Origin of the sequence: Streptomyces sp. NRRL B-1140, from assembly GCF_001280065.1 — a bacterium.
Lineage (GTDB): Bacteria > Actinomycetota > Actinomycetes > Streptomycetales > Streptomycetaceae > Streptomyces.
Genome location: NZ_LGEA01000091.1, coordinates 1 through 13,122, shown reverse-complemented (window position 1 = coordinate 13,122; position 13,122 = coordinate 1). Strand labels below are relative to the sequence as shown.

The window sequence follows — 13,122 nt, the reverse complement described above, 5'->3', positions numbered from 1 at the left end:
GTGGCGCCGGTGGCCGGGCGTCAGGTGGACGAACTCACTCGGTGCCGTCGACGTGGGGTACCACCGTGTCCCGGGCTGCCAGAAACCCTCGCAAGCCCGTGCTCAGCGCCGTCCGTTCGGCCGGTTCCATCGCCGCCAGGGCTGTGGCCAGGGCCTGGGCGCGGCGGTCGGCGACATCGCACAGGACGTGCTGCCCGTGTGAGGTGAGCCACAACTGCACCTCGCGGCGGGTGTCGGGGTGCGGGGTCCGTTCCAGGAGGCCCGCCGCCGCCAGGCGGTCGCAGAGGCGGCTGGCCGTGGGGAGACCGATGTCGAGGCCGTCCGCGAGGGCCGTCAGGTTCAGGCCGGGTGCCGCCTGCACGGTGCGCAGTGCCCGCAACTGGTGCGGTGACAGGCGCAGCGACGCCTCCTGGGCGGCGATCGACCACAGTTCCGCCAGGCTCTCCACGGCATCGGCGATCTGCGCTGCGACGGCCTGCGGGCCCTCGCCCGGTCCCTTCGCCCGGTGGTGGTTGCCGGGGCCGCCGAGATCGGTCACGAACGGTCACTTCCAAAAAGCTCCGGGTACTGATGAGGTCGCCCTCTTGCAAAGGCTGTACCCGAGGAAGCGAGGGGCAAGCAGTCCGGTTCCGTGCCCGGCCGGACCGGCGACCGCTCAGCCGGCGTTGAGCTCCGCCAGCGCGGCGAGCGGCAGCGTGTGCTGGGTCTGGAGGACTTTCGCGCGCAGGTAGCGGACGTTGTGGGCGGTGGTGAAGACGCCCGTGGGGATCCGCTCCCGGACGTCGACACCCAGGGACCGCAACTGGCCCGCCTTGTCGGGGTTGTTGGAGAGCAGGTCCAGTTCGCCGATGCCCAGGGCCCGGAGCATCTGGGCCGCCGCCGTGTAGTCGCGGGCGTCCTCTGGCAGTCCCAGCGCCGCGTTCGCCTCGTACGTGTCGAGCCCCTGGTCCTGCAGGGCGTACGCGTCGAGCTTGTTGTAGAGGCCGATGCCGCGGCCCTCCTGGCGGAGGTAGAGCAGCACTCCGCCGCGCTCGGCGATGCTCTCGACCGCCTCGCGCAGCTGCGGGCCGCAGTCGCAGCGGGCGGAGCCGAACACGTCCCCGGTCAGGCACTCGGAGTGCAGCCGCACCAGCGGGACCGGGCCGGGCTCGCCGAGGACCACGGCCACGTGTTCCTGGCCGTCGGCCAGGCCGTGGAAGGTGACGAGCTCGGCGTCCGCCTCGTAGCCGTCGTGGAAACGCAGCGGGACCCGGACGCGGGAGCGCTCGGTGGCGATGACGGCGGGGGTGTCGGGCATGCGGGGCCTCCGGGTTCCGTTCCTGTTCGGCTGCACAGCCGTCTGCTTCAGATTTGAAGCAGATCCACGACCGGAACCCTACTCGTGCTTTAAAGTTGAAGCAATCGGAATCCGGCTTCGTGTGGCGCGCGTCACGATCAGGCCGTCGACGACCTCCGCCGCCACGGCACCTCGTCCGCCGCCGCCCGCGCCCCGTCCTCCTGCAGCCCCCGCGCGATCGCCGAGGAGATCTCCTCGAGCTGCCCCACCTGCTCCTCGCTGAGCCGGTCGAAAAGGGAGCTCCGCACGGTCGCGACATGCCCGGGCGCCGCGCGCTCCAGCACGGCGAAACCCTCGTCGGTCAGCGCCGCGATGCTGCCCCGCTTGTCGTGCCGGCAGGCCTCGCGCCGCAGCATGCCGTCCTTCTCCAGCCGCGTCACCGCGTACGTCAGCCGGCTGCGCGTGATCTTCAGCCGCTCCGCGAGGTCGGTCATGCGCAGTCGCCGCTCGGGGGACTCCGACAGGACGGACAGGATGGAGTAGTAAAGGTGCGGCATGCCGGCGTCCTGCTGCAGCTGCCGGTCGATCGCGTCCTCCAGGAGCAGCGAGGCGGCGATGTAGGCGCGCCAGGCGCGCTGCTCCTCGGGGGTGAGCCAGCGAGTCGTCATGCCACCAGTGTAGGTTTGTTTCAAACTTGAACCAAGCCTTGCTCAGTCCCGCCGTCCCGACCAGCCGCGGAGCACCGATGCCTCACCCGTACGTCCTGCTGTCCGCCGCCGTCTCCCTCGACGGCTACCTGGACGACACCGGACCCGACCGCCTGCTCCTGTCCAGCCCGGCCGACTTCGACCGGGTCGACGAGGTGCGGGCCTCCGTGGACGCGATCCTGATCGGCGCCGGCACCATCCGGGCCGACAATCCGCGCCTGCTGGTGAACTCGGAGCGGCGCCGGTCCGCCCGCACGGCCGCGGGCAAGCCCGAGTACCCGCTCAAGGTCACCGTCAGCGGCTCCGGCGACCTCGATCCGGACGCCCGCTTCTGGCACACCGGCGGCGACAAGGTCCTCTACACGACCGACCAGGGCGCCGAACGCGCCCGTGCCCTGGGTCTGGCCACCGACGTCGTCCCGCTCGGCGCCGACCTCGACTGGCGGCGGCTGCTCACGCACCTGCACGACGTCCGGGGCGTGGAACGGCTCATGGTCGAGGGCGGCGGCCTGATCCACACCCAGCTCCTCACCCAGGGCCTCGCCGACGAACTCCAGCTGGTCCTCGCCCCGCTCTTCGTGGGCGACCCCCGGGCCCCCCGTCTCTTCGGCCCCGGCGGCTACCAGGGCGGCCGGCTCCGGCTGCTGGAATCGCGGCGGATCGAAGACGTCGTCCTGATGCGCTACGAGCCGACCGCCCCGGGCACCGGCCCCCTGTCCGCCGCCGCCGACCACCACTGGCTGGCCCGCGCCTGTGAGCTGGCCGAGCGCTGTCCGCCGTCGGACACGGCGTTCAGCGTGGGCGCGGTCGTGGTCGCCGCCGACGGCACGGAACTGGCCCGCGGCCACTCCCGCGAGGGCGGCGACCCAGTGGTGCACGCGGAGGAGGCGGCTCTCGCGAAGCTCGACCCGGCCGACCCCCGCCTGCCCGGCGCGACGGTGTACAGCAGCCTGGAGCCGTGCGCCCGCCGCTCCTCCCGCCCCGCACCCTGCGCCCGGCTGATCCTCGACGCGGGCGTCCGACGGGTCGTCACGGCCTGGCGCGAGCCGGACACCTTCGTGACGGACGCCGACGGCAGCGGCCTGCTGGCGGCTCAGGGGGCGGAGGTCCTCGTCCTCCCGGAGCACGAGGCGCGGGCCAAGGCCCCGAACCGCCACCTGCTGCGCTGAGTGCGGAGCCCGAGCGGCGGGTGTGTGCGAGCGGTCCCGCGGATGGCGACGCGGGGTGGAGCAGCTCGGTAGCTCGCTGGGCTCATAACCCAGAGGTCGCAGGTTCAAATCCTGTCCCCGCTACTGAAGGCCGAGGGCCGGAATCCAAAAGGATTCCGGCCCTCGGTGCTTTCTCGATACGCCATCACGTTCGGTGAGCGAACCGCCCCGCTCCGCATAACAACTGACGCACCGTCAAAACCCGTCGGTCACTTACGAGGCGGTCAACTCGCCCGATTTAAGCCGGTCATGTCAGGTAAGTCCATGCGAAAAAGGTTAATGATCAAGTGGAATCGCTGGAATACCCCCCGCGCCTCCATTAACGTTCGATAACGCAGCGCGGTCGTCCCAGCCGTCACAGAAGGCGGCTCCGTGCGCACGCGCCGAATCCCGAAAGGGAACCGGGGAACCACCACTTGGGGTGAATCGGGCGGATACCACCGTGGAAGCACGGCAGGTATACGCGCGTAGGAGACCTTCCTGCTCCGAACCCGTCAGCTAACCCGGTAGGCGAGAAGGAAGGAAAGGAGTACGCCCACGTGGCGTCCAACCGGCCTGCCCCCGCGGCCCCGTACGCGCCGAAGCGCGAGAACGACACCTTCGGCTACGGCGGTCCGCGCACCGACGAGGGCCCGTTCCAGGAGTGGAACCCCACCGAGGAGTCCATCCGTCCCGTCCGCGGCCGGCATCGCGTCACCAAGCAGCGCGGCGGAGGCCTCGCTCGCAGCTCCACCGTCCTGGGCGTCGGCGTCATAGCCGCCGTGGGTGCCGGCGGCATGGCCAGCGCCCAGACCGGCAAGCCCCCGGTGTCCATCTCCGTGCCGGACCTGCCCTCGGTGGGTTCCCTCATCTCGGACGACGACACCCCCGAAGGTTCCGCCACCCCGCTCAGCAGCCTCGGCACCGCCACCGCGGAGACCGCCAAGGGCACGTCCGGCGCCCGCGCCGGCGCCGGTGACGCGCTGCGTGCCCGGATCATGGCGCAGGTCGAGCACCAGCAGGAGCAGATCGAGACCAAGGCCGCGCAGGACGCCGCGGCCGCCGCCGAGAAGGCAGCGGCGGACGCCGTCGCCAAGGCGGAGAAGGAAGCCAAGGCCAAGGCCGCCGAAGCCAAGAAGAAGGCGGAGGAGGAGGCCGAGAAGAAGGCCGAGGCCGAGCGCCTGGCCGCTCTCGCCAAGCAGTTCACCCTGCCGACCTCCTCGTACACCCTCACCTCGACGTTCGGCCAGGCCGGCGCCTACTGGTCCTCCGGCTACCACACCGGCCTCGACTTCGCCGCTCCGACGGGCACGCCGATCAAGGCCGTGCACAGCGGCACCATCACCGAGGCGGGCTGGAACGGCTCCTACGGCTACAAGACCGTCCTCACCCTCGATGACGGCACCGAGATCTGGTACGCACACCAGTCCTCCATCGGCGTCAGCGTCGGCCAGAAGGTCAGCACCGGCGATGTGATCGGCCGCGTGGGCGCCACCGGCAACGTCACCGGGGCGCACCTGCACCTCGAGGTCCACTCCGGCGGATCCGCGAGCGGCCTCGACCCGATGGCGTGGCTGCGAGGCAAGGGACTGAACCCGTAAGCGGTACGCACACGTTGAAGAACCGGCGGCCCTGACGACGACCCCCCGACGTCAGGGTCGCCGGCTTTTTTCGAAGTCGGGCGGCTCACCCAGGCGTCGGCCTGAGCGGGGCTCAGGTGCGGTACGGGTTGTACGCGGGGTACGCCGTCGGCTGGTGGCCGTACCCGTACACCCCGTGCACCGGCCAGGGCGGGGCCGCCACCGGGACCGGTGGGGCGGTGATCCGCGCCGCGTGGTCCAGGGCGGGGCGGGACACCTCCCGGCGCCGCCACAGTTCGCCGAGCAGTTCCCGCTCCCGCTGGGCGAAGTCCGCCCGGGCGTTGCCCCGCCGGGCCCGGTGCCGCAGGAACGCCAGGGACGTCGCGTACGCCTCGTAGCGGGCCACCTCCCGGGCCGCCGCCCTGCCCAGGTGGCGGCGGGCGTACTGGCGGGCGATCCGCCTGGCCCGCATCGAGCCGAGCGCGTACGGCTCGGCCGGGGTCAGCCAGCCGGCCACGGCGTAGGCGGGCAGTTCCGCCCGTACGGTCTTCAGTTCCCGCTGCCGGGTCCAGATCACCAGCCACGTCAGCAGCCCGAAGATGGGCACCATGAACGCCGCGTACACGGCGAAGAACCCGTACTCGCCGAATGCCGAGGAGCCGTTCCACATCGCGTGCATGCCCATGGCGAGCAGCAGTCCGGACAGCGGGAAGACGATCCGGCGGACGGGCCGGCGGGCCGTCGAGAGCGCGGAGACACCGAAGCCGATGCCGGTGAGGACCGTGAACAGCGGATGCGCGAACGGCGACATGATGATCCGCACGAAGAAGGTCGCCGCCGTGACGGAGGCGATGCCGGTGCCGCCGGTGAGCTGGTCGGTGCCGAACGCGGTGCCCAGGTAGAGGATGTTCTCGGTGAAGGCGAAGCCGGTGGCGGTCACACCGGCTATGACGACGCCGTCGACGATGCCGGTGAAGTCGCGGCGCCGGAAGAGGAAGACCAGGAGCACGGCCGCAGCCTTGGCCGACTCCTCGACCACGGGCGCTATCACGGTCGCGCCGAGGGTGTCCGCGCTGGACGGGTCCGCGGTCGCCGTCGCTATCCATCTCGTCGCGAAGCTGTTGGCGACGATCGCTATCAGCGCCGCCGCGCAGGCACCCCAGGCGAAACAGAAGATCAGGTTCCGCCAGGGGCCGGGTTCGACCCGGTCCAGCCAGCGGAACGCGGCGATCAGCAGGGGCACCGGCAGGACGGCCAGACCCAGCCCGACCAGGAACCCCTCCGTGCCGGTCTCCTCGCGGACCAGGGCGAGGATGACCAGGCCGGATATCGCGAGGAGCGTGCTCAGCGCGCCGTAGCGCACCCAGGCGCGCTGCCACCAGTGGGCGTGCCGCAGGGAGCCGGCCGTGCCTGGGCCGGCGAAGGGGACGCCGTCGGTGGGACCGCTCGGGTACGACGGATGCGGGGGGCTGGTGGCCACGGAATTGACCCTAACGACGGATGGGCGCTGTCCGCAGGCGGGAAGGTGCCAGGGGTGGTCAGGCGCCGGCGGGGGGCTGGTCCACGTGCTGTACGCGGCGGAAGAGGAGGTCGTTCACGACATGTCCCTTGTCCAGTCCCTGGCCCTCGAAACGGGTCAGCGGACGGAAGTCGGGACGCGGCGCGAAACCGCCGTCCGCCTGTGTGTTCTCGAAGTCGGGGTGCGCCGTGAGGACGTCGAGCATCTGCTCGGCGTACGGCTCCCAGTCGGTGGCGCAGTGGACGAGGGCGCCGGGACGGAGTCGGGTGGCGGCGAGGGTGAGGAAGTCGGGCTGGATGATCCTGCGCTTGTGGTGCCGCTTCTTGGGCCAGGGGTCGGGGAAGTAGACGCGGAGGCCGCCGAGGGAGTCCGGGGCGAGCATCTCGCGCAGGAGGATGATCGCGTCGCCGTTGCCGACGCGGACGTTGGACAGGCCGTTGCGGTCGGCGAGGTTGAGCAGGTTGCCCTGGCCGGGGGTGTGGACGTCGACGGCGAGGATGTTCGTGGCGGGGTCGGCGGCGGCCATCCGGGCGGTGGCCTCACCCATGCCGAAGCCGATCTCCAGGACGACGGGGTTGTCGTTGCCGAACAGGTCGGGCAGGTCGAGGGTCCGGCTGCCGTCGATGTCGAGACCCCACTTGGGCCACAGGCGCTGCAGCGCGTCCGCCTGACCGGCGGTGACACGGCTGCGCCGGGGCTGGAAACTCCGGATCCGCCGCTCGAAGTGCGAGCCGGCGGGGTCGGCCTTCGGCCCGTCGGGGAAGCGCGGCTCTCCCTTGGCCCGGGTGCGGCGGACGGAGACGCCGGGGGCGTGCGGGTTCGGGGCTTCGGGGGTGTTGGCGGAGTCAGACACAGTGCCTCTGATTTTACGGCTGCGGGGGCTTCGCGTGACGTGGGGTGGTGGGTCAGCACCCCGCTGCGCCGGGCTGCGGACCCACCCGGCATCAGCCACACCCCGGGCACCCGCGGAACTCACAGCGCGCTCAACGCCCTCCGCGCCACCTCCCGGCCGATCGGCAAAGACGCGGTGGCTGCAGGAGACGGTGCGTTCAGGACGTGCACCGTGCGAGGCCCCTCGCGGATCAGGAAGTCGTCGGCCAGGGTTCCGTCACGGAGGACCGCCTGCGCGCGTACGCCCGCCGCCGTCGGGACCAGGTCGTCCTCGGACACGCCGGGCAGCAGCCTGCCCACCGCCTGGGTGAACGCCCTCTTGGACAGGGACCGCCGCAGCTCACCCGCCCCGTACCGCCAGTGCCGGCGGGCTATCTGCCAGGAGCCGGGCCATGCCAGGGTCGAGCTCAGTTCGCGCAGGCTCACCGTGCCCCAGCCGTATCCCTCGCGGGCCAGGGCCGGGACCGCGTTCGGCCCGACGTGGACCCCTCCGTCGATGCCCCGGGTGAGATGCACCCCGAGGAACGGGAACGCCGGATCGGGCACGGGGTAGACCAGGCCACGCACCAGCTCGGGCCGGGCCAGCTCGTAGTACTCGCCCCGGAACGGCACGATCCGGACGTCCGGGCCGTCCCCGGTGAGCCGGGCGATCTCGTCGCACTGCAGCCCCGCGCAGTTCACCAGGACCCGTCCGCGTACGACGTCCCCCGCGGCCGTGAGCACGGCGACTCCCCGTTCGGGGCGCCGGTCGACGCGCACGACCCGGGTGCCGTAGCGGATCTCCGCGCCCGAGCCGTGGGCCAGCTGGCGGGCGACCGCGACGAAGTCGCAGATGCCGGTCGTGCCGACGTGTATCGCGGCGATCCCGCGCACCTCGGGCTCGTGCTCCTCGATCTGGGAGGGGCCCAGCTCCCGCACCGGGATCCCGTTGTTCCGGCCGCGCTGCACGAGCGCGTGCAGACGGGGCAGCTCCGAGCGGTCGGTGGCGACGATCAGCTTGCCGGTGACCGCGTGGGGGATGCCGTACTCGGCGCAGAACTTCACCATCTCCGCCGCGCCCCGCACCGCGTAGCGGGCCTTGAGGGAGCCGGGGCGGTAGTAGATGCCGCTGTGGATGACGCCGCTGTTGCGGCCGGTCTGGTGGCGGGCCGGGCCCGGCTCCTTCTCCAGGACGGTGACACGTGTGCCCGGTGCGGCGCGGGTGATCGCGTACGCCGTCGACAGACCGACGATGCCGCCGCCGATCACCAGCACGTCACAGTCGTACGCCGTCCGCACCTGCACCACCTCCCGCTACCGATAGTGCACTGCGCCACTGACAGCGGCTTCAAACGCCCGGGAGCGCCATCGCCTCCAGGGGCGCGGGGAACCGCGCGATCAGCCACGACCGACCCGCGGCACGAGATCACGGCAACCCGGCACCCGCTCAGGCGGGAGCCATCAGCAGCGGTCGTGCACGCTCACGGAGCTCCACCACCCGCGGCTCGTCGCCGTACGGCTCCAGCCGGTGCAGGAGGTCCTTCACGTACTCGGTGGTACGGGCCGAGGAGATCCGCCCGGCGACCTCCACCGCCCGCACTCCCTGCTCGCACGCCGCGTCGAGGTTCCCCGACTCCAGTTCGGCGACCGCGGAGACGACCAGGCGCAGGCCGTGCGAGCGGACGAACTCCTCCGTGGGCTTCGACAGGGCCTGCTCGGTGAAGCGGCGGACCTGGCGGGGTGCCTTGAGATCGCGGTAGCACTCGGCCGCGTCGGCGGCGAAACGGTCGTAGGAGTAGAAACCGAGCCAGCTCGGGTCGTTGTCGCCGGGGCGGGCCCGCTCCAGCCAGCTCTCGGCCGCCTTCAGGGCGCCGCCGGCCGCCTGGGCGTCGTTGGCGCGGGCGTGCGCGCGTGCCTCGACGAGGCGGAAGAAGCTCATGGTGCGGGCCGTCGCCAGTCCGCGGTTGCGCTCCAGGGCGGCCTGGGCGAGGTCCACGCCCTCGTCGCCGAAGCCGCGGTAGGTGGCCTGGAGGGACATGGTGGCCAGCACGTAGCCCCCGAGGGGGACGTCCGCCGCCGCCCGGGCCAGGCGCAGGGCCTGGATGTAGTAGCGCTGGGCGGCTTCCTGCTGGCCCGTGTCGAAGGCCATCCAGCCCGCCAGACGGGTGAGTTCGGCGGAGGCGCCGAAGAGGGCCCGGCCGACCTCGTCGGAGTACGAGCCGAGCAGCAGGGGGGCCGCCTCCACCCTTAAGCATTCGGGGACCATCGAGGAACGCCAGTCGCCGCCGCCGTACTTGGAGTCCCAGCGCCGGGCGTCCTCCGCGGCCTCCCGCAGCTTCTGCACATCGCTGTGGCCGACTTTGAGCGGTGCGCCGGAGCCCTCACCGGGGCCCACGTCACGCGCGACCGAACTGTCGGCCGGGGTTATCAGCCATCGTGAGGCAGGCGTTGCGTATGCGCTCACCGCGAACGATCCCGCCAGCGACTGCCAGATGCCGCCGGAGCCGGCCCGGCGGCCGGCGAGGTCGAGGCGGTACAGGTCGGTCGCGGAGCGCACCGCCTGTCCGACGTCCCGCGGGAAGGCGAGGCCGACCTCGGGTGCGGGGTCCGCGTCCGCCAGGCCGATCTCGTGCAGCGGCACCGGGCGGCCGAGCTTCTGGCCGATGGCGGCGGCGATGAGGTGCGGGGCGGCGCCCTGCGGCACCATGCCCTTCGACACCCATCGCGCCACCGACGTCTTGTCATAGCGAAGCGTCAGACCGCGCTGGGCGCCAAGATCGTTGACGCGCCGCGCGAGGCCCGCGTTGGAGATACCCGCGAGGGCGAGAACGGCGCCGAGTTTTTCGTTCGGCCCGCGTTGCTCCCTGGACATGCGCCACCCCTCGACACAGACGGCTGCCGCACTGGCATAACCACGCGGCATTCGTAAACCCAGCGTAGTTCGCCGCATCCCAAGCGTTAAGGGGCATTGTTCCGGTTGGCGGGAATGTGGTCCGTACTGAAGTACGGTTCAGATACGGGCTGTTGCGACGTGCTCCCACTGTGTGGCCGTGCGCCCGCCCGTGCGCTCTTCTCCGGCCATCGCGGGAGCGGTTCCATGGTCGTCGCGTGGGTCGGCCCGCTGTACTGGATCCAGTGGGCTGGGGGACACCGCCGCCTACATCCCCGCGGGCGGCGGTACGGTCCGGGAGGCGTGCTCCGTCTCCCGGACTGCGCGACCTGGGGGTGGGGTGCCGCGCCTGTACGGAGAGTGTTCGAGGCTTCTTCCGTGGCGGCGATTTGGCCGAAAATCGCCCCCGCCGGTCGTGGGGTCGCAGGGCTCCGACCACGGCACTTGAGGGCGCGTCGGGCGTGATTGGGGCGCGTTTCGGGGGCGCATTCGTGTCGCAGTACTACTGCAGACATGTCGCTGACGTGCCTTGATTCTGCGCCGCTTATGCGCCGTCTCTTCGATTCGCCGCGCTTCTTCCGGTGCCTTGTTCGGCTTGTGCGGGTGCCGCCTTCTCCCGTGCGGGCGCCGCTTTCGTTTTGTGGTGGTGCCGCTTCCGTCTTGTGCGGGTGGCGTTTTCGTCCTGTGCGGGTGCGCGTTGGTCTTCCTCCGGTGTATCGCCGGACGTGTTCTTCGTTCGGCTTTCCGCCCGGATCTTCTTGTGGCGCGCGGGTGTTCGGGGTGTTCGCGACCGTGCGGGTGGCTCCGCCGGGGCGCATTGGGCGGAGCGCAAGCGGCGTCGGCACCCTCTGGAACGCTTCCTTCATGGCAGCATGGTGAACCGGTTCGTACGGTGCACTGGTTGTCCACAGCCTGTGGAGGCGGCGATGCGGTGGTTGGTGGGATGGAGCAGCACCGCCGCGGGAGCCGTCGCTGCCGGTTCGGCGGGCGCCACCGGCGCCGAGGGGGAGACGCTGCACCCGGTGGGTTCCCAACTCCTGTGGGGCGACCCCGATCCGCTGTGGGCGGTCGGTGACTGGCGCCCCGACGAGGTGCGGGTGGTGAAGGCCGACGAACGGACCAGGATCGCCGTCCTCGGCATCTGCGGCGCCACCGACGAGCAGCTGCGCGTCGCGCTGTTCGCCGCGCGCGGCGGCGCACTTCGGCACCTGACCGCCTGGCCGGGCAGTTATACCGCGATCGTCCAGGTCGGCAGGCGGATCACCGTCTGCGGTGATCTCGCGGGCGCGCGGCCGGTGTTCCACACGCCCTGGGCCGGCGGTACGGCGTACGCGACCGCCGCGCTGCCGTTGGCCGACCTCATCGAGGCCAACCTCGACTTCGGGCATCTCGCCGCGTTGCTGGCGGCTCCTGACGTGCCCGCCGCGCTGCACGACTCCACGCCGTACGACGGCGTGAAGCGCATTCCGCCCGGGCACGCCCTCATCCTGCGCGCCGGGGCGCGCGAGATCGCCGGGTACGAGCCGGTCGCCTCGCTGGCCGTGGCGGCGCCCCCGGCCGATCCCGACAGCGCGGTCGACGCGGTGCGCGACGCGCTCGTCGAGGCCGTGCGGACGCGGCTGTCCGCGCCGCGGCACGTCCCCGGCGCCGACATCGACCCCGGCCCCGTGCCCGGCATGGGGCCCGCCGAGCGGCGTGCCGCGCGCGGGATGCCGGTGCCGGGAATCGGCGCGGACCTGTCCGGCGGGCCGGCCTCCGGTGCGCTGGCGCTGCTCGCCGCGGGTCTGCCCGGGATGCCGGGCACGGTGCTGGGGCACGGCACGGGTGCGGGGGAGCGGCTGCTGGCCGTCACGTTCAACGACCTCGCCGTCGGCGGCCGGGAGGCCGAACTGGAGCGGGCGGGCGCGCTGGCCGCCAACCCGCGGCTGCACCACGTCGTCGTGGCGGGCGACGAGGGGACCCTTCCGTACGCCGACCTGGACGGGCCCCTCACGGACGAGCCCGGGCCGTGCCTGGTGTCGGCGGCGCGCCATCGGGCCCGGCTGGCGGCCGGCAGCGCGGACCACTTCACGGGCTACGGTGCGCGCCAGGTCCTGGACGCCCATCCCGCGCGTCTGGCCGATCTGTTGATGGACCGTCGGCGGCGTCACCTCGTGCGGCCGGTCGCCGCGCTCGCCAAGGCCGACGGGTCGGTGCTGGTGCCCGCGCGCGTGTACGCGGCGGCGCGGCGGTTGTCCCGTATGCCGTACCGGTCGGGGCTAGAGGCCCTCGCCGAACGCCTGCTGGACCCTCGTTCCGACGACGGCCTCGACGCGCCCGGCGGTGCGCTGGACGCGTCGCTCGCCGCGCTGACCTGGGGCAGACCCGGCCCGGCGGCGCGCTGGCTGACCGGTGAGGCGCTCGCTGAAGTATCGGTTCGTCTTCAGGCGTCCACCCACCGGTCGGAGCTGGTCGGGCCGGGACAGCGGCCGGGAGATTTTCGCGCGCGGGCGGCACTGGCGCGGCATGCGGCGGACCTGCGGGTGCTGGAGCAGGCGGCGGAGGTCCGCTTCCAGCGGCTGCACGCCCCGTTCCTCGACAACCAGGTCGTCCGCGCGGCCCGGGCCCTGCCCGAGGCGCTGCGGGTGCGGCCGGGGGCGCGGGCGGCGGTCCTGCGTACGGTTCTGGAAGGGGCCGGGGTGCGCGAACTGCCGCCCGGCTGGGGCGCTCCGACCCAGGCGACGGCTGCGGCCGCGGAGCGCACGGGGCTGCGCGTGGCGGCGGACACCCTGGTCGCCCTGTTCGACACTCCGCTGCTGGCGGAGGCGGGCCTGGTGGAGGCCCGCGTGGTCCGCAAGGCGCTGCGTGGCGCGGCGGCGGGCGAGCCCCTCCCTCTGGACGGCCTCGCGGACCTGGTCTCCCTGGAGCTCTGGCTCCGTCGCCTCCTCGCCCGCCGCGGCACCTGCTGGACGGGCACACCGGCACGGCAACGGGCCGTACCGGCGGGCATCGCACCGCAGCGGGGGGCGTTGGGGGCGGGGGCCGGCGGGGGGCGGAGGGTGTAGTGCGGGGTGCGCGTCTTCGCGTGATGCCGGGAGGGGGCCGGGGCCGCGC

At 72.5% G+C, this 13,122-nt stretch carries 10 protein-coding genes, 1 tRNA gene and 1 riboswitch; of the genes, 4 read left to right on the top strand and 7 right to left on the bottom strand.

The genetic code is table 11. From position 1 onward, the window contains the following. Positions 1–34: 34 nt before the first annotated feature. The 3 genes from ADK65_RS11930 to ADK65_RS11920 all read right to left on the bottom strand — a co-directional run bounded on the left by ADK65_RS11930 (position 35) and on the right by ADK65_RS11920 (position 1,944). On the bottom strand, positions 35–538 hold the full coding sequence (locus ADK65_RS11930; protein WP_053669967.1) for a MarR family winged helix-turn-helix transcriptional regulator: 504 nt from the start codon (positions 536–538) through the stop codon (positions 35–37). Between the two features lie 117 nt (positions 539–655). Beyond that, complete coding sequence (locus ADK65_RS11925) at positions 656–1,297, bottom strand: GTP cyclohydrolase II (protein ID WP_053669966.1); 642 nt, start codon at positions 1,295–1,297, stop codon at positions 656–658. 137 nt (positions 1,298–1,434) lie between these two features. After that, positions 1,435–1,944, bottom strand: coding sequence for a MarR family winged helix-turn-helix transcriptional regulator (locus ADK65_RS11920; protein ID WP_053669965.1), 510 nt, complete (start codon positions 1,942–1,944; stop codon positions 1,435–1,437). Positions 1,945–2,021: 77 nt separating this feature from the next. Between ADK65_RS11920 and ADK65_RS11915 the strand changes: the two genes are divergently transcribed. The 3 genes from ADK65_RS11915 (at position 2,022) to ADK65_RS11905 (ending at position 4,771) form a co-directional block, all read left to right on the top strand. Further along, the gene (locus ADK65_RS11915; protein ID WP_053669964.1) at positions 2,022–3,152 is read left to right on the top strand and encodes a dihydrofolate reductase family protein; all 1,131 of its coding nucleotides are present in this window, start codon (positions 2,022–2,024) and stop codon (positions 3,150–3,152) included. Between the two features lie 49 nt (positions 3,153–3,201). Continuing rightward, positions 3,202–3,275: transfer RNA gene (locus ADK65_RS11910), tRNA-Met, on the top strand. Between the two features lie 287 nt (positions 3,276–3,562). Next, positions 3,563–3,719: riboswitch (cyclic di-AMP (ydaO/yuaA leader) on the top strand. A gap of 11 nt (positions 3,720–3,730) precedes the next feature. Then, a complete protein-coding gene (locus ADK65_RS11905) occupies positions 3,731–4,771 on the top strand; it encodes a M23 family metallopeptidase (protein ID WP_053669963.1) in 1,041 nt (346 codons plus the stop codon). A gap of 112 nt (positions 4,772–4,883) precedes the next feature. On the opposite strand, the gene ADK65_RS11900 is transcribed toward ADK65_RS11905, so the two are convergent. The 4 genes from ADK65_RS11900 to ADK65_RS11885 all read right to left on the bottom strand — a co-directional run bounded on the left by ADK65_RS11900 (position 4,884) and on the right by ADK65_RS11885 (position 10,011). Further along, positions 4,884–6,230, bottom strand: coding sequence for a PrsW family intramembrane metalloprotease (locus tag ADK65_RS11900; protein WP_053669962.1), 1,347 nt, complete (start codon positions 6,228–6,230; stop codon positions 4,884–4,886). A 58-nt stretch (positions 6,231–6,288) separates the two neighbouring features. Further along, on the bottom strand, positions 6,289–7,122 hold the full coding sequence (trmB, locus tag ADK65_RS11895; protein ID WP_053669961.1) for a tRNA (guanosine(46)-N7)-methyltransferase TrmB: 834 nt from the start codon (positions 7,120–7,122) through the stop codon (positions 6,289–6,291). A 119-nt stretch (positions 7,123–7,241) separates the two neighbouring features. Continuing rightward, the gene (gene lhgO / locus ADK65_RS11890) at positions 7,242–8,447 is read right to left on the bottom strand and encodes an L-2-hydroxyglutarate oxidase (RefSeq protein WP_053669960.1); all 1,206 of its coding nucleotides are present in this window, start codon (positions 8,445–8,447) and stop codon (positions 7,242–7,244) included. Between the two features lie 139 nt (positions 8,448–8,586). Then, the gene (locus tag ADK65_RS11885; RefSeq protein ID WP_053669959.1) at positions 8,587–10,011 is read right to left on the bottom strand and encodes a hypothetical protein; all 1,425 of its coding nucleotides are present in this window, start codon (positions 10,009–10,011) and stop codon (positions 8,587–8,589) included. Between the two features lie 944 nt (positions 10,012–10,955). On the opposite strand from ADK65_RS11885, the gene ADK65_RS11880 reads away from it, so the two are divergent. Beyond that, positions 10,956–13,073, top strand: a complete 2,118-nt coding sequence (locus ADK65_RS11880) for an asparagine synthase-related protein (RefSeq protein ID WP_053669958.1) — start codon at positions 10,956–10,958, stop codon at positions 13,071–13,073. Positions 13,074–13,122: the final 49 nt, after the last annotated feature.